Raw genomic sequence first — 20,572 nt, forward strand, 5'->3', positions numbered from 1 at the left:
CTCTCAGGCTCGGGGGCCAACGAATTCTCTTGCGATACAACGGTCGTCGTCATGGCTTCGAGAGGTACGTCAGATTGGGGGAGCCGTTCAGTGCGGGAACGGCCCCGTGGACGTTCTTCGTGTAGGCGACCACGTCGGGAGTGAAGTACAACGGTACGTACTCAGCGGACTTGATCACGACTTGATTGATCTGTTTGACGATGTCGAGCTGAGCGGTTTCGTCATACGTGTTGTTCAACAGTGCAATCAACTTCTCCAACTCCTCGTTGGGAACGGAATTCTGCCGGAAGTACGACCGCGAACCCAGCGAGGCTTCGAAATTGAGCGGTGCGGATGCTCGCGTGGGCCATCCCACGCTGAAGACGTCCGCGCTGTTGTGTGCGACGAACTCCGTAATCGCCTGAGGTCCACTCATTTCGACGAAGTCGACCTTGATGCCGACCTTCTCCCATTGTTCTCCGACAAGGACCGCGTTGGTCGAGTACGGCGGTAGATTGCCTGCTAATCCGCGCACGGTGACCCCGTTCGGATACCCAGCCTCCGCTAGCAGCGATTTGGCCTTCTCCGGGTCGTACGGCCATGCATCTTCGGTTTCCTCGTCGTAGAACTGCGAACCGGGAGGATATTGACCGAAGGCCGCAGTACCTTCCGCGCTGTCCAGTGCAGCTCGCGCAATTGCTTTGCGGTCGAGCGCATACTGCATCGCCAGACGAACCCGGACGTCGTTAACCACGGGGTTCTTGTTGTTGATCACTACGAGCGCAACTCCGAGTCTCGGGTCGTGACTGACGTTCAGGTTGGGATTCCGTTCGAGGATCGGAGCACTCGACGGTGTGAGCCCGTATGCAAAATCCGCGGCGTTCGATGTAAGGGCATTTGTCAGCGCTGTGGGGTTGGAGATCACCTGGATCTGGATCTTGGCGAGCTGGGGGTTGGGAGGACCTGCCGGTTTGTAGTCGTCGAATCGACTGAATGTGTACGAACTGTTCGGGACTGCGCTGGTGAACGTGTACGGCCCGGCGCCTACAGGCTTGTTGGCGAAGTCCGTCCCGGCCGCTGTCAGTGCAGTGGGGGAGACAATCATTCCCAGTCTGCCGTTGAGCCACCCTGGTAAGCCGGAGGTAGGTTCGCTCAACGAGATCTTTATCTGATCCGGGGACGTTGCTTCGACGCTCTTGATCGTCGGGACGGAAACGATTCCGAGACTCAAGCAGTGTTCCATGCTTGCCTTGACTGCTGCTGCATCGAGAGTTGTTCCGTCGTGGAAGGTCAAGCCGTTCTGCAACGTCATCTCGAACGTGAGGTTGTCCGGTCCGGAGAAACCCCACTCGCTGGCGATTCCGGGCCGCAGTTTCTGGGTGGCAGGTTCAGCATCGATCAGTGGTGCATACATCAACTGTAGGTAGTCGATGTCGTATCCGATGTTTCCCGCACACGGGTCGAGCGAAGCTGGGACGTGTGAAGTCGCGACCTTCAGTTCGGCGTTCGGATCAGCAGGTCCGGTACCGCCGGCGGTACCGGTGGCGCTGCTCGAACAGCCGCTGAGCACGAGGGCAGAAAGTGCGAACGCAGCAACGAGGACATGGGGTCCACGCTTCCCATGATTCTGGAAGCGTGTGATCGGATATCGGGATCGCAAAGACAGACGTGGATTCATATGGTGGACTTTCGCTTTGGTCTTCTCGGAATGGGGAGACTGACGCGGCACGCATTTACTGCGGCAGGTTCGAGATGCCGGTCGATGTGGCCGGGGACGATAGATGGCACGCGGAGCTGTGTGCGGAATTCGAGGCCGCGCGAAGTGCCGGCGATTCCGACGCGCAGCGATCCATCGCAAACGGACAGCGGGTGCGGAATCGACAGCCCGAGGGTGGATTACGAGGGTCGGGTAACTCCCCGCGCACCAATGCTTTTCGACGACTGCGGCGCTCGAGTTCGATGTGCGGGGCCGCGGCGAGAAGTGCCTGCGTGTAGGGGTGCGACGGAGTCCTCAGGACCGTGGCAACCGGTCCGATCTCGACGATTCGCCCGAGGTACATCACCGCGACGCGATCGGCGATCCGTGCCACCGAACCCAAATCGTGCGAAATGAAGATGTACGTGAGGTCGTGCTCATCCCGGAGCTCGGCAAGAAGTTGCAACACCTCTTCCTGCAGTGAAACATCGAGGGAAGCAACAGGTTCGTCGCAGAGAATCAAGGGTGCCTTGGAGGCAAGTGCGCGAGCGATGGTCACGCGTTGGCGTTGGCCGCCGGAGAGCTGGGTCGGGAGACGGTCGGCAAGCTCGGCGCCGAGACCGACTCGACGCAACAGCTCGACGGCTTTCGGCCGCAACGACTGCGGGATGCGTACGCGTCCTGGCGCCATCGGCTCGGCCACGCAAGCCCAAGAGGCCATCCGTGTGTTCAAAGCCGACGTGGGATTTTGAAAGATGAGATGGGACGATCCGCCCTTGCCGAAAGCCGGGCTGTCGAGGTTCGTCGTGATGGAGCCTGCTGCCGTACCGACCAGGCCGGCCAGAGCGTGGGCCGTCGAAGATTTTCCCGACCCTGATTCACCGATGATCGCCAGGGTTTCACCTCTGTGCACGGAGAAGCTGACGTCGTCGACCGCTCGAAGAGTTTTGCGCCCTCGTCCGTACTCGACGGCCAGATTCCGAACATCGACGATGATGTCGGTGTTGCGCATCAGCTCACCAGTCCGAGCAACTGGAGTTCGGAACTGCGATGACATCTCGTTGCCGATTCCGGTGATCCGATCAGAAGTGGATGATCGGATGCGCAACGCTCCTCGGAGTAGTTGCACCGGGCGACGTATCGGCAACCCACGCCGTCAGCACGGGCGCTGGTGGTGAAATCGCCTCGAAACTTGGGTGATCGGTAGGAGATGTCTTCGAAGGTCGATCGTGCCGCTTCGAGAAGGCTGAACGTGTACGGATGCGCGGGCCGGCGAAGCAGCGCGTCCCGCGGCGCGACGTCGACGATTTCGCCGCGAAACATCGTGACTACTCGATCCGCGACCTCGGCGACAACCGCTAGGTCGTGACTGATCAACAACACGGCAAGATCGCGTTGTTCGGCCAGTTCTCGAAGGAGATCGACAATCTGAGCTTGGATCGTCACGTCGAGCGCTGTTGTCGGTTCGTCTGCGATCAGCAACTTCGGACCGCACGCCAGGGCCATCGCGATCATCACCCGCTGACACATCCCACCGGAAAGCTCGTATCCGTACGACTTCAAGGTTCTGTTCGGGTCTGCCAGACCGACCTGGTGGAGAAGATCTGTAGCTACGTCCTCCGCGTCGGCCTTCGTGATGTCGCGGTGGGCCTTCAATACATCGACGATCTGGCGACCGATGCTGACGGAGGGATTGAGCGCCGAACTCGGGTCCTGGAACACCATACTGACGTCGCGACCGCGTATTTTCCTCAACTCGGCGGCGGGCAGGCCGACAAGTTCCCGTTCCTCGAAGCGGATACTTCCGTTGACTGTCGCCGTGCGTGGCAAGAGCCCGAGCAGAGCGAGTCCGGTCAGTGTCTTTCCGCTCCCACTCTCGCCCACGAGGCCGGTGACCTCGCCGGCTCCCAACTCGAAGCTCACACCGTCGAGGAGCCTGTTCGAAATCGTTTCTGTCCCAATGTCAACCGTGAGATCTCGGACTTGCAGAAGTGGGCTCATCGTCGAGTCGTCCACTGGTGATCGTTCATCGCATTCCTCCGTAAACAACTGAATTGTTGTGACTGGAATCACGTACCGGGGAACCATAAACACTCACCTGCAACAAAGTCAATGAATGTTGCAACGATTGTCGTTGATGGTTCTCGTTCACTGTCTCCGGCTACCGACCAGCACGTCGTCAGGGATACATTCACTGCATGGCCGAGACACGTGACGTTCGCGCGGAGGCGTTGAGTGCTGCCCGCCGACAGTTCGCAGCCGGAAAACCGCTCGATGTGAATGCTTTGGCTACCGAGTTGGGCGTGGATCGGACTACGTTGTTCCGGCGCGCAGGGAATCGCGACACGATTACCGGGGACGTACTCGATTCTCTGGCGCGTCGAACGTGGCGAATGGGCCTCGCGGAGTGCGGCGGAAGCGGGGTGTCAAGGGTTGTCGACGTCCTCACTTACCATGCGCGGGCGACGATCGAGACCGAATTCTTCCGGGCATATTTGACTCGCGAGCCGCAGAAGGCGTTATGCATACTCACTACTGGACTCGGGCCGATTCAGGGGACGATGGTCGAATCCGTGCGGAGGCTGATCGAAGCCGAAATACCGGAGCAGATTCGGCCTGACCTGCCCGTCGAGGACATGGCATATCTGCTGGTTCGCGTGGGTGAGTCGTTCATCTACAACGATTTGCTCACCGGTGGCACTCCGGACACTGAGAAGGCTCGCCTGGCGTTCCGGCTCATCCTCTCGCGTAACTAGCGCGCCGAGTTTTGGCTTGCTAGGTGGTCGTGAAAACAACTCGAGCGCAAGCTATTTCATAGCTACGTCTGCCCGTGTGAGGAATTCAGGCCGCGGGGATCGGCGCGAAGTTCCGCATCTCGTCCCGTCCGGGCCGAATGACGCCTGCGGCGGACTCGGGAACCTCGTTCCATGCTCCAGGAAGGTCGCGCAGAGGCTCGGATACGACGATTCGGGTCTCCTCACTCAGATGGTGCAGGGCATCCACCTCAGGATGGAGCTTGCGCAACGTGGAGATCTCGGTGGAGAAGAACAGTGACCTCGATCGGTTCTCGCTCGAATAGCGAAAGATCCAGGTGGAGACGCCATCCGACGTAGCAACGGTCATCTGGACCGGATTGTCGATTCCCTGCGAGCGAGCCGTGTGCTCGACAAATCCAACGGCCCTCGCGACACCTTCGAACGGATCGTCGGTCAGGCCGAATGTCAGTGCGAGGAAGAACAAGGTTTCCGAGTCCGTCGATCCTTCGAGATCCGGAAAGAGCGACGGATCAATGGCAGTCACCAATTCCCTTTTCATGTCGTGGAATCCGCGTAGTGAACCGTTGTGCATCCACAACCAATTGCCGTGCCGAAATGGGTGGCAGTTGCTGCGCTGCACCGCAGTGCCCGTCGAAGCGCGCACGTGGGCGAACATGAGAGGGGTGCGCAGTTGAGAGGTGACCTCGCGCAGGTTCGAGTCGTTCCACGCGGGTTCGATGCTCTTGAACACTGCTGGTTGGGACCCCTCCCCGTACCAACCGATTCCGAAGCCGTCACCATTCGTCGTCGTTGCCCCGAGTTGAGAATGCAGGCTCTGGTCGATCAGCGAGTGCTGTGGCCTGAACAGCAAGTCATTAGCCAGTATCGGCTCTCCCGAATACGCCATCCACCTACACATGCTTTCAACTCAAACAGATTGAGTCGGCGTTGTCGGTGCATGCGCAGCGGCGTGCGTCGTCTGGGTGGGCTTCCATGTCGACACAGCCCAGATCACGACGATGTTCAGCGCGATGATGAGAGTCGACCACCAGGGGTAATACGGCAGCCACAAGAAGTTCGCGATGATCGAGATCGCACAGATCACGACTGCCGATACCCGTGCCCACGCCGTTCCGGTGAACAGTGCGAGACCGACGAGAGCGACGAGCGCGCCCAGCACGAGATGGATCCAACCCCACGTCGTCAGGTCGAATTGATAGACGTAGTCGATCCCGACTACGAACACTTCGTTTTCGGCGACGGCAGCGAGTCCTTGAAAGAACTGCACGATGCCGACCGTCACCAGGATGACTGCTGCCCCGATTGATGTTCCTACCGCGAAACCCTGCTTGACTGACGTTGTATCCGACATGGCGGTTTCCCTTGATTCGGTGGGGTGACCGGACACGTGCCCGGCACGTTGTACCGATCGTTGTTCCACCGGCCGACTGCCGTGAAACGGAAATGCCGGTCCGGTTCGGTGAGAAATCAGTGCGTTCTGCTCCGATGTACGGGCGAAATGTAACTTCTGGCCCCTGTTGATGCGATGTACCCCTTGCCGGAACGCGTGTGCGGAGGAATTGCTCGTAACCGAAGTTCACAGAAAACAAGAAGAATTCGGCACGGAATTCGACCTATTTGTCCAGCTGTACTGGTATTTTGACTGAATTGACCGGAAGCTACGGTCCGCGGAAAAGAGTAGCGAGAGAATGACGATCTTCGGCAGGCGTTCCGCGGGCATCTCCGCGACGGCCTTCGTCTTGGCAGCTGTTGTATCGACGGCACTTCCCGCGGTGGGGTCGGCAGCACCGGTCGCACTCACTCACGCGTGCACTCCCGAGATCAACGACAATTCGATGTCACTCGATCCGGCAGTGATAGACGGTTGGTACGACATCTCGACTGGTTCACCGGGAACGAAGATCAACTCGATCGAGGCTTGGCGGACAGTGCCGGGAGACATCCTCGAGTTTCGCGCATCGGTGACGATCAGAGCCCACGGAAGTCCCGTCCGAGGGACCCTTCGGATCGACGGCGCCGGCTTGACCGGAGATCAGGATTTGATCTCCAGAATGACGTTGACCCAAGACCTCGGTCGCTCAGGATCGACGGTCACCGATGCCGACGACGGCTCGGTCATTCCGGTTCGTGCCAAGCTCGCATTCGACGTCACAACTCCTGGACAAGTGGCACAGAACCAGACAGTCAACCTCTCGGCAGTCAAGATTGTCTTGGCAGGCGACACCACCGATCCGGGAGGTGAATGCCCCGGCCCCGGCCCCGGCCCGGGCTCCGGCGGCGGCGGGAATGGAAGCGGTGGCGGGAACGTCGGTGGTGACGGTTCCGGTGGGAACGGTGGGGATTCCGGTGACGCACTTCCCGGTCGTGACGTCGGAAACCGAGTACCAATTTCCCAGATTCCGTCCGGCCCGACTTCTCGCCCGTGACAGCGGCACCTGGATCCACGGTCCGTCGAACATGGGCCGCTGCAGTAGTGGCGACAATGCTCTTGATCGGCGGATGTTCCGACGACGGTGACTCGCCGACCCGCGTCCTCGCGACCGGCCAACAAGATTTGCGGCCAGAGATTCGCGCTGTGGTCGACGGTCCGGATGTCCCGACCACGCTTCGCATAGTCGACAGCACCGCTGACGTTCTGTCGATCAAGACGACGACAGACGGCTCGCTCATTCCGCCCGAGGATGTCAGTGAGATCGGATGGTGGGCAGATTCGGCATTCCCGGGTTCGGGCGCGGGCACCGTGGTGATCACCGGACACATCAACGACATCTATCAGGGTGACGGTTTCGGAAAGAAGTTCTCGACACTGGAAATCGGCTCGATCGTGACCGTGGCGGGCGCCGGGGGACAGACCTGGAACTACCGTATCGACGCGGTCGATCACTATGGCAAAGACGGCGAGCTGCCGGTCGAGCGATTGAACAGCCTCGACGGACCGGAAACCCTCGCGCTGATCACCTGCGGCGGCGAGTTCGTCGGTCCACCCTTCGGTTACGAGGACAACGACGTCGCGTGGGGAACTCCGGTGCCCGCATAGCCGAAAACCAGACGTCGGAACGGTTGATAAACTGGGCCCCGCGTTCGTGGCCATCCACGCACGTTTCGAAAGTCCGAAGAAGGAGATTGTGCTGTGGTTGACCTCGCCTATGTCATCGCTGGGTCCGAAGCGACTGGCGGTGCCGGCCTGCAGGTCGACCTGAAGACGTTCCAGGCATTGGACGTCTACGGCGTAGCGACCACCACATGCATCGTCTCGTTCGATCCCAAGAACAACTGGGGTCATCGCTTCGTGCCGATCGCTCCTGACGTGATCGCTGATCAGATCGAGGCTGCCACTGCGGCTCACGATCTGGACGTCGTCAAGATCGGCATGTTGGGCACTCCCGCCACGATCGAGGTTGTGGCAGAGGGTCTGCGTCGGCAGTCCTGGCGCCACGTCGTCCTCGACCCGGTCCTGATCTGCAAGGGCCAGGAGCCCGGCGCGGCTCTCGATACCGATACAGCACTTCGTGATTCGATCCTCCCGCTCGCCACCGTCGTCACACCCAACCTGTTCGAGGCACGCACCCTCGCCGGAATGGACAGTATCGAAAGCGTGGACGACCTCATCGAGGCGGCACGTCGTATCCACGACCTCGGACCCAAGTACGTGCTCGCAAAGGGTGGTGTCGAACTCGCCGGTGGCGACGCCGTCGACGTGTTGTTCGACGGCACCGACGTGACGGTTCTCTCCGCCCCCAAGGTCGGCGAAGAGCGCGTCTCGGGTGCCGGTTGCACGCTGGCCGCCGCGGTGACCGCCGAACTGGCAAAGGGCGCCGACGTGGGAGAAGCCGTCGCTCTGGCCAAGAAGTTCGTCACGGCGGGCATCGAAGGCCGCGTCTCGGCACACACGCCGTTCGACACCGTCTGGCAGGGCGCTTTCAAGGGATAGGCACACTGCGGCTCACATCGCCGCGTGCGGCCTGGCAGGATCGAGTGCGTGAGTACTGCGAACCTGAATCGAAGCGAAGTCGCCGAACGATCTAGAACCATCGACGTCACCGGGTACCGGGTGGAGTTGGATCTGCGATCGGCGGCGGACTCTGCCGCGAAGACCTTTTCGACCGTCACGACAATTGATCTGAAGTCGTCGGCGGAGTCCACGTGGCTCGACTTCATCGGTGCTGCAGTCGATTCCGTAGAGGTCGACGGTGCGTCCATTCCGGTGGAGTACGACGGGTCCCGGATTGTGGTGCGCGGACTCGGCGGATCGAACGTCGTTCGGGTGGCAGCACACGGCCACTACAGCCGTTCCGGCGAAGGGCTGCACCGATTTGTCGACGACGCTGACGATCAGACGTATCTGTACACGCAATACGAGCCCGCCGATGCCAGGCGTGTTTTCGCCTGCTTCGAGCAACCGGACCTCAAGGCGCCCTTCACATTCGAGGTGATAGCACCTGACGGCTGGGAAGTCCTGTCGAATCAGCCCGCGACACGGACTCTCTCCGTCGACGGTGCGCAACGCGTCACTTTCGCGCCGACGCTGCCGATCTCGACTTACATCACCGCGATCGCGGCCGGGCCGTATCACCGCGTGGCCTCGTCGTGGAGTCGCGGCGAACTCACTGTCGAGTTGGGCGCTTTGTGCCGGGCGTCTTTGGCTCCTCATCTCGATGCGGACAATGTTTTCGACATCACCCGTCAGGGGCTGGACTTCTACGCCGAGCACTTCGACTATCCGTATCCGTTCGGCAAGTACGACCAGATCTTCGTCCCCGAGTACAACCTCGGCGCCATGGAGAACCCGGGACTGGTGACCTTCACCGAGGCGTATGTGTTCCGCGGCACCGCAACCGACGAGCAGCATCAGCGTCGCGCCAACACGATCCTGCACGAAATGGCGCACATGTGGTTCGGCGATCTCGTGACCATGGTCTGGTGGGATGACTTGTGGCTCAAGGAATCCTTCGCCGACTTCATGGGATCGCTGGTCAGCGCCGAAGCCACTCGCTTCACCGATGCCTGGGTAGCATTTGCCATCAAGCGAAAGGCGTGGGCGTACCTCCAAGATCAGCTGCCGACCACGCATCCCATCGTCGCCGACATCGTCGATCTCGAAGCTGCAAAGCTGAACTTCGACGGAATCACCTACGCCAAGGGCGCTAGTGTCCTCAAGCAACTCGTGGCTTTCGTCGGCCGTGACGCGTTCTTCGAAGCGGCACGACGGTACTTCAAGGCCCACGCCTTCGGGAACACCACGCTTGTTGATCTGCTCGACGTGCTCGCGGAGACTTCTGGACGTGATGTGCGCGAATGGGCCCGAATCTGGTTGCAGACCACCGGAGTGTCCACGCTGTCGCTCGACGGAACAGACCTGGTCCAGACGGACCCGAGGCCGCACCGGCTCGCAGTCGGAATCTACGACTACAACGAGTCCGGAGATCTTGTTCGCACCGAACGCGTCGAACTCGACATCACCGAATCCCGCACGTCGGTTGACCTTCCGCCCGGAGCGCTCACACTGCTCAACGACGAAGACCTCACCTACGCGAAGGTGCGATTGGACGCGGAATCTCTGTCCACGGTCGAGGCGTCCCTGGACCGCGTGAGCGATCCGCTTGCGCGCGGTGTGATCTGGTCGTCGCTGTGGAACTCGGTGCGCGATGCGCAGCTCTCGGTGTTCCGATACCTCGACATGGTGGAACGATTCGCTCCCGCAGAGACAGATCTTGCGATTCTCAGCGCGATCCTGACCGATGCCCAATACGCGGTTCTTCACTACGTTCCGAAAAGCTTGCGGCCCAATGTCAGTGCGGGCTGGTTGGAAACGACCTGGAAGGCGGTGTTCGAAGCCGAACCGGAGTCCGGAAGACAGCTGGCGTGGGCACGGGCTCTGTCGGCCGCAGCAGCGGTCAACGATGCTCGTGCCGGCGAGCTGCGGTCGATACTCGACGGCACGTGCCCGGGACCGGTCGGACTGGCTCTCGATCCTGATCTGCGGTGGGCATTGTGGATCGCCCTGTCCGCGACCGGGCATGCGAGTGTAAGCGACTTTGACAGTGAGCTGAGCAAGGACAGCACGTCAGCGGGTCGAACGGCGTACGTCCGCGCCGCGGCGTCGATTCCCGATGCCGAGACCAAGGCGGCTGCCTGGGCGTCGGCGACCACCGATGCCTCACTCTCGAACGACCGCCTGGATGCGACGATCGCCGGATTCCGTTCGGGCACGGACCCGTCGTTGATCGAGGGATATGCGGTCGAGTACTTCTCGTCCCTGGGGGAGTGGTGGTCCGAACGCAGCATCGAGATCGCGCGACGGTTGGTGAACGGGCTCTTCCCGGCAGCTGAAGACACCTCTGCTGTCGATTCCTGGATCCAGGCCAATGCGGAGGCGCCCGCGTCGCTGCGGAGGCTTGTTCTCGAGCGTCGGGATCACCTGGCCCGAGACCTACGTGCCCAGGCGTCGAACGCAGTGATCTGACGCCATCAGCTCCGAAATGTCCTGTTCTTGGATATTGTCTAAACAGGGCTGCGACGGGAGACGACGTGCACACGATCACGGATCTGTCGCTGGTCACGGGCCCGGTTCCGCCCGTGGTGACGGTGCTCGGAATTCTGGCACTTCTGTGGCTGATCTTCTCGAGATCGAGGCGTCACGTGCTGATCTCGATTCCGGTCTGCATCGTCGCGGCAATTGCGATCACTCTCGTGCTGTACTGGCTGATCGAGAAGGTGTGGCACCCGTTCCCCGATCCGATTGCCCGTCCGGTCTACGTGTGGATCGGGTTGGGCATTCTCGGCGTGCTGCTGGGTGTTTCGCGGGTCTTTGCGGCGACGCGGATCGACGGCCGCGTGCTCACCGTGGTCTCCGTGCTCCTGGTGGTCGTGTCGAGCGCGGCTCACGTGAATCTGCAGTTCCAGTCGTATCCGACGTTGGGAACAGCGCTGGGACTCTCGGACGCGGAGAAGGTTTCACTCGCCGACCTGGACGACGGCAAGGACGGGGCGGTACCGGTTTCGCAATGGAAGGCTCCAGTGGACATGCCGTCGGCCGGCAAGGTCAGCACGGTCACGATTGCGGGGACGGTCTCCGGATTCAGCGCCCGCGACGCCGAGATCTACCTACCGCCCGCGTATTTCACCAACCCACGACCGGAGTTGCCGGTGTTGGTACTGCTTGCCGGCCAACCAGGCGCGCCCGAGGACTGGCTACAGGGCGGACGTCTCGTCCAGACCATGGATGCCTACGCCGCTGCGCATTCGGGCTTGGCTCCCGTTGTCGTCGTTGCTGACGGGACCGGGTCGGAACTGGCGAATCCGCTCTGCGTCGATTCCCAACTCGGGAACGTCGCAACGTACCTTTCGCGCGATGTCCCCGACTGGGTGCGCGGGAACCTCCAGGTGGATCCCGACCCGAGGAAGTGGGCGATCGGGGGACTTTCCTACGGCGGTACCTGCGCGTTCCAGATGGCAACGAACTTCCCCGCGGTATATCCGACGTTCCTGGATCTGTCCGGTCAGATCGAACCCACCCTCGGTGATCGGAAGCAGACGGTCGATGCAGCGTTCGGCGGTAACGAAGCCGCGTTCGTGGCAGTGAATCCGCAGGATCTGCTCCGGGAGAAGAAGTTCCCCGACAGCGCCGGAGTGTTCGTGGTCGGCAAACAGGACAACGACTACCGCCCAGGTCTTCAAACGCTCTACGAAGCCGCAAAAGCCGCAGGGATGGACGTCCAGTACGCCGAGGTCGACGGAGGACACAGCTTCCAGGTGTGGTCGGCTGGATTGGCGAGTCAATTAGGTTGGCTGGGAACGCGACTCGGCCTGCCCGGATGAACGTTCGTCTGGAAGTTCCGAAGACCCGATGATCAGCGGGTGAATTCTTCCGGTCGCCCCGGCTTCGGAGCCCAATCCCTGCGGATCTGCCACACTCGCGAGCCGAAGGTCGAGTGCGCCGGTCCATTCTCGGGTCAATTGCGCATCGAGTGCGTCGACGCGCTCGAGTAGCGGAGGGTGCTGGTCCGGCGGGCAGGCTTCGAGCAAGGTGGCGAATACCGCGCGTAGACGACGCTGGACCTGCGCGGAATTGGTACTGAAGTGCCGGATCTCGTCGGTGGCGACGGACACGTAATCGGTCCAGGTGCGTTGCTGCCCTCGGATCAGCGTGAGATCCGAGGTTGACGTGTCGAAGCGGACCCGCGGGGCGAGAAGTACCAGAAGATCTTCGATGTGGTCGAGAGCCTGCACGGCTCGGCCCGGGTCGTTGATGGCGGGTGACAGCGCCTTGAGCGCGATGTCCACGATCGACTGAAGCGCTGCACCGGGGCTGACGACCGGGCTGTGCGTGTCACCGAAGATCAAGCACGACATCAAGGTGTCAGGACGTACCTTCAGCGACGGTCCGCGTACCTCGAAGAGGGGCGCGTTCTGGGCGACGAACTCGCCGATGCTGGGGACGACCTCGACCGAGACGTCCCAGCGGCTCGCCAACCGCTGCAGTCGTGCGAGATCGATCGCCAGCAGAATCCGGCCGTCGGGTGAGAGGTGGCGCAGGCGAATCACCAGTGCGTCGGCGCTCTCGGAGGTTTCGGACTCGCGCGGTTGGGGGAGTGGGAGCGGCTGACTGGGTTTCGGTGCGCCGGAAGGTAAGTCCTCGTACAGCGGATAGGCACGAATCGTCGCGCTGCGACCTTGGGCCGCTATCCAACGCAGCAACCGACTGGAATTGAGAATCGACCCGACCTTCGCCACCAACGCGATGAACAGGATCGCACTGGCCAATGCCAGAAGCAGTGCGATCGCCGTGGAGATGGTCGGTGAGGAATTCTCCGAATCGAGCGCCAGATCGAGCGCAATGATCAAGGAGAAGACGAACGTGGCCAGAAACATGCCGATCGACCACCGCATCACTCGCTGTTGCGCAAGCATCGGGACCACCCGCACCGAAATCTGCGATGCGCCGAACTGCATTGCGAGGGTGATGGCGGTGAACACCAGACCGGTGAGAGTGATCATCCCGCCGGCGATGACGCTGAGCAGCGTTGCGGTGGCACCGGCGTCCACGCCCTCGGAAATGGTACCGACGTCGCCGTCGCTCACCAGGTCTCCGTCGATCCCGACGAGGATGTTCGCGGTGACGACGGACAGCACGACGAGGATCACGGGGAGGCGCCAGACCGGGACTGTTCGTAATCGTCGGCGAGTTCGGCGCCAGCGAATTCTGTCCGAAAGCCGCCGTGTTAGTCCGACTTTCGTCGTAGGCGTCGTGGTGTCGACGACGGGGAGTGGTGGTGGGGTCGGAGGAGTGGAACCGAAACTTCCTGACACCGTTTCCTGAACGTAGATCTTCGCGTGGATCATCGGCTCGCGATACCGCTGCTCACGGGCGACTGCCCGGCTCATCTTCGCGGGCTTGTCGCGGTAACGCGAACGCGCCCACGGCGCACCCGGGCGACTCAACCGAATTGCTCCGACCAACAGAAGCGGGGTGAAGAACAGTCCGATCAAGCCGGTCCAGAGTTTGCCCTTCATCAACGTGATCACGGCGAGTCCGAGTTGGATCACGATCGCGACGACAACGCCGATCAACGTCGCCAGGCTACGGTCCTGCTCATACGGGTCGAACTCTCCCGCGAACCCGATCGGGTGGACTCCGAGAAGGAAAAGGAACGAGATCGCGATGGCAACGAACACCGCGTCGATGGACGAGCGCCCCTCCTCGGCCCAGTAGACGTCGCGCAGATGTAGCACGAGTGCGTACTCGTCGAGGACCAGCGCGCTGCCGATACCGAACACCGACGCAAGAACACAGTTGGCGATCGGGGTGTGATAGTCGGCCAGAGCGATGAAGGCAAAGCCGGACACGAGCATCATCATCAAACCGAAAACCATGTGGTGGATGTGCATTCCACCGGGCGTGACATTGCCTGGCCACCACGAGACCTCAGCTCGGATCATTCGAACGCTGAACCGAATGAACAGGAACGTCAGGACAAAGGCGAGCAGAAGGAAGAACAGCGGGAGTCTGCCGGTGTCGACGACCGTGTGCTCGAACCAGGACCGCACGGCGTCAGCTCTTGCTGGTGGCGAGCTTGATCAGCTGAGGAGCCGTCGCGTCCGGAAGGTAAGCACGCGTGAGCGCGATTCCGATTCGAGGCAGGTCGGCCTCGTCGCGGAAACACAGGAAAACGGGTTCGTATCTCGGCTTGAACTTCTTCTTGAACGCGTGAAGAGACCGGAAGCCGTAGAGCGGTTCCATCGCGGCTCCGAGCATGTCGAGCAGGCGGTCCATCGATGCGGCGTCGGCGCCGTCGTCGCTGCGGGCCAGTGGCGCGCCGGACAGTGAGACGAATTGGGCACCTTGTTCTTTGAATTCGAGGGCCGACGATGCGATGAGGAACTCGACCACCGGCCGGAAGCCGTCCGGGCGTCGACGCATGACGTCGAGCGTCCAACCCCGGACAACGCCGCCTTCGCCGTACACCGGCAACCACGAGGTGACGCCGTGAATACTTCCCGTCGGGTCGACGGCCAAACCGACCCGGACGTCGCGATCGAGCGCCTCTTCGACGCTGCCGAGGGTGAACCCCATCTCGGGTAGTCCCTTGTCGCCCACCCATTCCTCGGATATAGCGCGCACCTGAGCCAATACGGAGAACGGTTCGTCTGCCAGTGTTGTCATCCGGAAGGTGATGTCGTCCTTCTTGGCCTTGTTGAGTGCCGAACGGATGTCCTGCCAGGACTTTCCGGTGAACTGCAATTCCGGCAGGTCGACGATCGTGTCCTCGGCGACCTGAACGGTGCGCCACCCCCGCCGGGTGGCGGCATCGGCTGTTTCCTTTCCTACGGAGAACAAGCAGGGAGTGAGGCCGTTGGCTTCGGACATCGTCGTGAACTCGTCGACCGCCGCGGCAAGTCGCTCGGGGCTCGCTATCGGATCGGCCAGCACCACGACGACACCGACATGCCGTTGGAATGCAACGACGCTCTCACCCGACTCGCCGAAGTAGTAACTGTTGCCGTCCCACGTCGTCATCCACGACATGGTTCCGCCGCCGTGCTGTTTGAGCAGTTCCCGAGCGGCGGCGCGAGGATCGTTCCCGGACAGCGGTCCGCCTCGAATCTTGCGCCGCATCGGCACGTGGAAAGCGTGACGGCCCTTGATCAGCAAGATGAGTTCGAGAAGCCAGAGCAGCGCGGTACCGACCGTGACGGCTCCGGCGCTTTCGTAGTCGAAGAAGATGACCGAACCGAGGACGAGGGCGGTGGCCAAGACCGTCAGAGAGCCGAACACCACGGCAACCCACCAGGCCCAGCGGCGACCTCGTCGCAACTGATCCGCGATCAGTGCAACGATGATCACGTCGACCAATGCGGTCCAGCCCGAACCGGTTTCGGCTTCCGTCGGCCCGAAGGGTCCACTGCCGGGGAACAACCACACGGCGATCTCGACCACTCCGATCAGGAGCAGGCCGATGAATCCGAGCAGACGGATCTCGCGTCGGGTTCGGGGGATGAAGCCGCGCTCTCCGTCGCCGAAGAACTTTTCGCCGACCGGGAGGAAGATCGCGACCGCGATGAGGTGCTGTACGTCGGCGAGGCGACCTTCGAAGAGAAAGGCGATCGCGATGTACGCGCACAGGATGGCGCGCACTCGCATTCGCCAAGGCGAGCGCAGAGTTGCGGTGGTCGCGGCGAGTGCGGCGATGATGGCGGTGGTGACACCGACGTCGCGGTGGGTGGCGAGGTTGCGAGCCCAATCCCAATCGGTGTGGCTGCCCGCCCAGAGGAGGAGCGATGCACCCAGTTCGCCCGCCAACTGACCGCTGATCGTGACGATGGCCGCGTTCTTGGTTCCCAGGCGCCACTCGCACCAGCCGACCGCGAAGGCAAAAACGACGATGATCGAAACATACTGACCCGGCGTCAAGCCGAAGAACCAACCCGTGACGAGGGTCCACCACTTACCTTCCTGCAAGGCAGGGACTCCGTAGGCGATGTCGTCGAACCACGAGTAGGTACGGACGTGATTCCACAAGGCGCCGGTCGCGATCCCGACGATGGTGATGGTGAGCACGACGATCGAGGTGAACGGCACGCGCCGCAGGACGCTCAGCGCGTCGGAGGCAAAGCGAGAGGCCCGGTTCGGCGCGCCCGGCGCGCTCTGGTCGGTCTGCGGGGTGGGGGTCTGGGACTGCTCAGCCATCGAGGTTCTCTTCTCGCCATACCGCACGGTGGATTCTGCCTGTTCAGCATGACAGGAATACAGACCGATAATCAGGCGAAGCGGTCAAAATGGACCAGACTGACTGGGGGTCTCAGTCTCGTGGCGCTACTGTCGAGCCATGGTGAACGGAGATTTACTGAATCGGGACCACCTGGTCGCCTCACTTGCCGCTTTCGAACCTCGGTCGGTCGAATTGGACGGAAGGCGCTCGGCGTCGGTGGTCATCGTCGTCATGCGGAGTGCGGACGGAACACCCGTGTTCCCGGTGACGAAGCGGCCGAGCAAGATGCGCGCTCACCCCGGTCAGTTCGCGTTGCCAGGCGGAAGCGTCGACCCGGGTGAGTCTTCCGAACAAGCAGCGGTTCGGGAGCTGTCCGAAGAGTTGGGCGTCGACGTCCCTGAGTCGAACATCATCGGCCGGCTCGACGACTACGTCACCCGTTCGGGATTTGTGATCCGACCGTTCGTCGTCTGGTCCGGTGAGGACATCGGGGGACTGGTACCCAATCCCGACGAGGTGGCCCAGGTGTATGCCGTGACGTCGGAGGAGCTCGACGTGGACTCGCGATTCGTCACCATCGAGGAATCACCGAACCCGGTGATCCAATGGCCTTTCCGAACGAGCCTGATCCATGCGCCGACCGGAGCCGTCATCTATCAGTTCCGCGAAGTGCTGAACGGACGGAACACGCGCATCGACAACCTCGAGCAGCCGGTGTTCGCCTGGCGATAAGGTCGGCTCGACACGCTCGGGACAGTTCGGGCTACGGCGCCTCGGCGAATAGTCCGTCGTGCTGTGGAAAGCTGGCCGCACGGCAATCGAAAGACGCGAGGTGTGTGCAGTGAACTCTGGCGAACAAGAACTGGTCCCCACGGATCGGATTCTCACTGTTCCCAACGTGCTCAGTATCGTGCGTCTACTCGCTCTGCCGCTGTTCGCCTACCTGCTGCTCGTCACGCACTCGGACGGCTGGGCATTGGCGCTGCTGATGCTCAGCGGGTTCACCGACTGGCTCGACGGCAAGTTGGCCAGGGTGCTCGGGCAGACCTCGCGTCTGGGAGCGCTTCTCGACCCGTTGGTCGATCGCCTGTACGTCGTGACGACACTGGTCACCTTCGTTGCCCGCGATTTCATTCCCTGGTGGGTCGCGGCGATTTTGATCGGCCGTGATCTTCTACTCGCGTTGACGCTGCCGATCTACCGCCGGCGTGGACTGCCACCGCCCGAGGTCATCTACCTCGGCAAGGCCGCGACCTTCCTGCTCATGTTCGCTCTGCCCTTGATTCTTGCCGGACACGGAGACTGGGCCATCGGACCGTTCACCCATGCCTTCGGTTTCGCTTTCCTGATCTGGGGAACCGTCCTGTACGTGTGGACTGCTGCGATCTACGTGCTCAAAGCCGTTGACGTTGCGCGAACGCACGAGGTCGTGCGCCGATGAAGTCGACCGGGGAGGACGTCCGTCGTAACCCGGTACCGTCGCTGCTTCGGTCGCTCATGACCGAACATCTCGATCCGGGCTACGAAGCGACGGCATTCGAACGCCAACACGAGCACACGACGAACAGATCCTCGAAGACGGGGCCGTGGCTGGCCCTCGGTGCACTGTTGATCGGGTTCATCGTCACGGTCTCTGCAGTTCAGGCCACCAAGCAGGTGACCGGCACCGAGGAGGTTCGAAGCGAGTTGGTCGCCAAGGTCCGTGACGCGGAGGATCGAATCGATTCGCTGGCCGCGTCCCGCGATTCACTCGGCGGCGACGTCGACGCCGCCCGTGGCTTGGCGCTCGAAGGCGATGCCAGAGGCAGCGCGGTCCTCGATCAATTGCGAGCGGTCGAATCCGGCGCAGGAGCCGAAGCTGTTCACGGGGAGGGGCTGGTGGTGACGTTGACGGACCCGGCCGGGCGCCCGAACCTCTCGGATGCGTCCCAGCGCAGCGTCGGCGGTAAGACAGTTGTCCTCGATCGCGATCTGCAGACCGTCGTCAACGCCCTGTGGGCTGGCGGAGCGGAGGCAATCGCCGTCGGCGGCGTGCGAATCGGGCCGACGGTGACCATCCGTCAGGCCGGCGGCGCGATGCTCGTCGACAACCAACCTGTCTTCTCGCCGTACCGCGTCGAGGCGATCGGCGACACGCGCGCGCTGCAGCGAGAGTTCGTCGTCAGCGACGCCTACGTGAGAATGTCGAGCGTCTCGCAACTGTACGGAGTCGGTTTCGCAGTGGCCGAGGACGACTCGTTGACACTGCCACCCGCGACGCCTCGTGCGGTCCGGGTGGCAACAGAACCCACAGAACCCAAGTGACAGAAGGAGTTCGATGAAGGCCGGTTCCGCCCTGTACGGACTCGCAGCACTGGTCGTCGGCATCGTCTTGGGCGTCGTTTTCAGCCCGCAGGTCCCCGACGTCATCCAGCCCTATCTTCCGATCGCTGTCGTTGCGGCACTCGACGCCGTCTTCGGCGGACTACGCGCGTATCTGGACGAGATATTCGACGCAAAGGTGTTCGTGGTCTCCTTCGTCTTCAACGTGCTCGTCGCGTCGTTGATCGTCTGGCTCGGCGATCAGTTGGGTGTGGGTACTCAACTCTCGACGGCAATCGTCGTCGTGCTGGGTATCCGGATCTTCGGCAACGCAGCGGCATTGCGACGACGACTGTTCGGAGCGTGAGCCATGTCCGACCACGCCACGACTGACCCCGAAGAACCGCCAGTGACGACTACGGGTGAAGGTCGTCACGAGTTGCGTTCGCCGTCGAAACATCGCACGAACGTCGTGTTCGCGATCCTCGCCGCCGTGCTCCTGGGTGTGCTCGGCGTCGCGATTGCCACACAGGTACGCAGCACCGTGGCCGGAGATTCACTCGACGCCGCGCGCCCTGCCGACCTCCTGGTGGTTCTCGACAACTTGAATCGGCGTGAAGCCGCGCTGAGGCAGGAAGTCGCGAATCTTCAGGAATCGCTTGCCACTTTGGAAGCCGGCGGCAACACCGGAGCAGCGCTCGACGAGGCGCGGGCGCGGCTGACCTCGCTCTCCATTCAGGTGGGGACCGCTCCTGCTACCGGACCGGGTGTGACGATGACCCTGACGGATCCAGCAGGGGGCGTCGGCTCCGAAGTGATTCTCGATCTCATCCAGGAACTACGTGCTGCCGGTGCCGAAGCCATCTCGATCGCAGGTGCGAACGGCGAACCCATTCGTATCGGCGTGAACTCGTGGGTGAGTGGGCGCGGCGGCGAGATCGAATTGGACGGAACCCGGATCGAGCAGCCGTACACTGTGACCGCGATCGGGGATCCACCGACGTTGGCAGCAGCGTTGAACATTCCCGGAGGCGTTTTCGACAACGTCGCACGCAACGGCGGAACTTCCTCAGTCGACCAATCGCAGCAGGTCACGATCTCCGTCTTGCGACAATTGAATCCGCGCCAATACGCTCAACCCGGAAATTGATCTTTTGCGTCCGACTTTCGGACGGCCTGTGAAAGGAAGCCACTGTGAGTGAGCTCGATACACCTACCGATCTGCGCTACACCGCGGAGCACGAGTGGGTGAAGCGGACCGGCCCGACCTCAGTTCGAGTCGGTATCACCGACTTTGCTCAGTCGCAGCTCGGTGACGTCGTGTTCGTCCAGCTTCCTGCTGTCGACGAAGACGTGACCGCCGGTGAATCGCTCGGTGAGGTCGAGTCGACCAAGAGCGTCTCCGACATCTTTGCTCCGTTCACTGCGAAAGTTCTTGCAGCCAACGGTGAATTGGACGGACAGCCTGACCTCGTCAACACCGATCCGTACAACACGGGTTGGTTGGTCGAGCTCGAGGTCGTCGACGAGGCCACACTCGACGCCGCACTCGCGGCAACGCTGGACGCGGAGGCATACAAGGGACTCACGTCCGAGTAGAAAACCTGCGC

Annotated in this window: 19 protein-coding genes; 12 read left to right on the forward strand and 7 right to left on the reverse strand. The window is 61.9% G+C overall.

All coding sequences use genetic code 11. The features are described from left to right. Positions 1-49 precede the first annotated feature (49 nt). Genes EEB12_RS00145 through EEB12_RS00155 form a run of 3 tightly spaced genes read right to left on the reverse strand, consistent with a single transcriptional unit; the run spans position 50 to position 3,598 of the window. The gene (locus tag EEB12_RS00145; RefSeq protein ID WP_141487241.1) at positions 50-1,657 is read right to left on the reverse strand and encodes an ABC transporter substrate-binding protein; all 1,608 of its coding nucleotides are present in this window, start codon (positions 1,655-1,657) and stop codon (positions 50-52) included. A 55-nt stretch (positions 1,658-1,712) separates the two neighbouring features. After that, positions 1,713-2,687: an ABC transporter ATP-binding protein gene (locus EEB12_RS00150; RefSeq protein WP_020907850.1), complete on the reverse strand. Its 975-nt coding sequence runs from the start codon at positions 2,685-2,687 to the stop codon at positions 1,713-1,715. Continuing rightward, positions 2,687-3,598, reverse strand: coding sequence for an ABC transporter ATP-binding protein (locus EEB12_RS00155; RefSeq protein ID WP_241841158.1), 912 nt, complete (start codon positions 3,596-3,598; stop codon positions 2,687-2,689). The genes EEB12_RS00150 and EEB12_RS00155 overlap by 1 nt, the downstream gene beginning before the upstream one ends. 275 nt (positions 3,599-3,873) lie before the next feature. Between EEB12_RS00155 and EEB12_RS00160 the strand changes: the two genes are divergently transcribed. Continuing rightward, positions 3,874-4,431 (forward strand): QsdR family transcriptional regulator, encoded by a 558-nt coding sequence (locus EEB12_RS00160; RefSeq protein ID WP_020907848.1) that lies wholly within the window; start codon positions 3,874-3,876, stop codon positions 4,429-4,431. Positions 4,432-4,516: 85 nt separating this feature from the next. Here EEB12_RS00160 and EEB12_RS00165 read toward each other — a convergent pair whose 3' ends face one another. After that, positions 4,517-5,338 (reverse strand): class II glutamine amidotransferase, encoded by an 822-nt coding sequence (locus EEB12_RS00165; RefSeq protein WP_141487242.1) that lies wholly within the window; start codon positions 5,336-5,338, stop codon positions 4,517-4,519. A gap of 21 nt (positions 5,339-5,359) precedes the next feature. Beyond that, entirely contained in the window at positions 5,360-5,803 is a 444-nt protein-coding gene (locus EEB12_RS00170; protein WP_020969697.1) for a hypothetical protein, read from the reverse strand. Between the two features lie 337 nt (positions 5,804-6,140). Between EEB12_RS00170 and EEB12_RS00175 the strand changes: the two genes are divergently transcribed. The 5 genes from EEB12_RS00175 (at position 6,141) to EEB12_RS00195 (ending at position 12,270) form a co-directional block, all read left to right on the forward strand. Beyond that, entirely contained in the window at positions 6,141-6,878 is a 738-nt protein-coding gene (locus tag EEB12_RS00175) for a hypothetical protein (protein WP_047888131.1), read from the forward strand. Beyond that, entirely contained in the window at positions 6,875-7,489 is a 615-nt protein-coding gene (locus EEB12_RS00180) for a class F sortase (RefSeq protein WP_258537308.1), read from the forward strand. The genes EEB12_RS00175 and EEB12_RS00180 overlap by 4 nt, the downstream gene beginning before the upstream one ends. 93 nt (positions 7,490-7,582) lie before the next feature. Further along, entirely contained in the window at positions 7,583-8,383 is an 801-nt protein-coding gene (gene thiD / locus EEB12_RS00185; protein WP_003946192.1) for a bifunctional hydroxymethylpyrimidine kinase/phosphomethylpyrimidine kinase, read from the forward strand. A gap of 48 nt (positions 8,384-8,431) precedes the next feature. Beyond that, positions 8,432-10,915, forward strand: coding sequence for an aminopeptidase N (gene pepN / locus EEB12_RS00190; RefSeq protein WP_141487243.1), 2,484 nt, complete (start codon positions 8,432-8,434; stop codon positions 10,913-10,915). Positions 10,916-10,980: 65 nt separating this feature from the next. Then, positions 10,981-12,270 (forward strand): alpha/beta hydrolase, encoded by a 1,290-nt coding sequence (locus EEB12_RS00195; protein WP_141487244.1) that lies wholly within the window; start codon positions 10,981-10,983, stop codon positions 12,268-12,270. Here the strand turns inward: EEB12_RS00195 and EEB12_RS00200 are convergent. Beyond that, on the reverse strand, positions 12,232-14,499 hold the full coding sequence (locus EEB12_RS00200; protein WP_141487245.1) for a DUF2254 family protein: 2,268 nt from the start codon (positions 14,497-14,499) through the stop codon (positions 12,232-12,234). The two genes, EEB12_RS00195 and EEB12_RS00200, sit on opposite strands and share 39 nt — an antisense overlap. A gap of 4 nt (positions 14,500-14,503) precedes the next feature. After that, a complete protein-coding gene (locus tag EEB12_RS00205; protein ID WP_141487246.1) occupies positions 14,504-16,639 on the reverse strand; it encodes a bifunctional lysylphosphatidylglycerol flippase/synthetase MprF in 2,136 nt (711 codons plus the stop codon). Between the two features lie 139 nt (positions 16,640-16,778). On the opposite strand from EEB12_RS00205, the gene EEB12_RS00210 reads away from it, so the two are divergent. The 6 genes from EEB12_RS00210 to gcvH all read left to right on the forward strand — a co-directional run bounded on the left by EEB12_RS00210 (position 16,779) and on the right by gcvH (position 20,561). Further along, complete coding sequence (locus tag EEB12_RS00210; RefSeq protein ID WP_019748561.1) at positions 16,779-17,393, forward strand: NUDIX hydrolase; 615 nt, start codon at positions 16,779-16,781, stop codon at positions 17,391-17,393. Positions 17,394-17,502: 109 nt separating this feature from the next. After that, positions 17,503-18,102: a CDP-alcohol phosphatidyltransferase family protein gene (locus tag EEB12_RS00215; protein ID WP_020907837.1), complete on the forward strand. Its 600-nt coding sequence runs from the start codon at positions 17,503-17,505 to the stop codon at positions 18,100-18,102. After that, positions 18,099-18,965: a DUF881 domain-containing protein gene (locus EEB12_RS00220; RefSeq protein ID WP_019748559.1), complete on the forward strand. Its 867-nt coding sequence runs from the start codon at positions 18,099-18,101 to the stop codon at positions 18,963-18,965. The genes EEB12_RS00215 and EEB12_RS00220 overlap by 4 nt, the downstream gene beginning before the upstream one ends. Positions 18,966-18,978: 13 nt before the next feature. After that, on the forward strand, positions 18,979-19,329 hold the full coding sequence (locus EEB12_RS00225) for a small basic family protein (RefSeq protein ID WP_003946178.1): 351 nt from the start codon (positions 18,979-18,981) through the stop codon (positions 19,327-19,329). A 3-nt stretch (positions 19,330-19,332) separates the two neighbouring features. Beyond that, positions 19,333-20,112: a DUF881 domain-containing protein gene (locus tag EEB12_RS00230; RefSeq protein ID WP_021344355.1), complete on the forward strand. Its 780-nt coding sequence runs from the start codon at positions 19,333-19,335 to the stop codon at positions 20,110-20,112. A gap of 44 nt (positions 20,113-20,156) precedes the next feature. Beyond that, positions 20,157-20,561: a glycine cleavage system protein GcvH gene (gene gcvH / locus EEB12_RS00235; RefSeq protein ID WP_020969688.1), complete on the forward strand. Its 405-nt coding sequence runs from the start codon at positions 20,157-20,159 to the stop codon at positions 20,559-20,561. Positions 20,562-20,572: the final 11 nt, after the last annotated feature.

The sequence above is a fragment of the Rhodococcus sp. WS1 genome (assembly GCF_003797745.1).
GTDB classification, from domain to species: Bacteria; Actinomycetota; Actinomycetes; order Mycobacteriales; family Mycobacteriaceae; genus Rhodococcus_F; species Rhodococcus_F erythropolis.

Coding starts and splice junctions, on each gene's coding strand:
- EEB12_RS00145 (WP_141487241.1), bottom strand. CDS start 1,657: ATGAATCCACGTCTGTCTTTGCGATCCCGATATCCGATCACACGCTTC.
- EEB12_RS00150 (WP_020907850.1), bottom strand. CDS start 2,687: ATGCGCAACACCGACATCATCGTCGATGTTCGGAATCTGGCCGTCGAG.
- EEB12_RS00160 (WP_020907848.1), top strand. CDS start 3,874: ATGGCCGAGACACGTGACGTTCGCGCGGAGGCGTTGAGTGCTGCCCGC.
- EEB12_RS00165 (WP_141487242.1), bottom strand. CDS start 5,338: ATGGCGTATTCGGGAGAGCCGATACTGGCTAATGACTTGCTGTTCAGG.
- EEB12_RS00170 (WP_020969697.1), bottom strand. CDS start 5,803: ATGTCGGATACAACGTCAGTCAAGCAGGGTTTCGCGGTAGGAACATCA.
- EEB12_RS00175 (WP_047888131.1), top strand. CDS start 6,141: ATGACGATCTTCGGCAGGCGTTCCGCGGGCATCTCCGCGACGGCCTTC.
- EEB12_RS00205 (WP_141487246.1), bottom strand. CDS start 16,639: ATGGCTGAGCAGTCCCAGACCCCCACCCCGCAGACCGACCAGAGCGCG.
- EEB12_RS00210 (WP_019748561.1), top strand. CDS start 16,779: ATGGTGAACGGAGATTTACTGAATCGGGACCACCTGGTCGCCTCACTT.
- EEB12_RS00220 (WP_019748559.1), top strand. CDS start 18,099: ATGAAGTCGACCGGGGAGGACGTCCGTCGTAACCCGGTACCGTCGCTG.
- EEB12_RS00225 (WP_003946178.1), top strand. CDS start 18,979: ATGAAGGCCGGTTCCGCCCTGTACGGACTCGCAGCACTGGTCGTCGGC.
- EEB12_RS00230 (WP_021344355.1), top strand. CDS start 19,333: ATGTCCGACCACGCCACGACTGACCCCGAAGAACCGCCAGTGACGACT.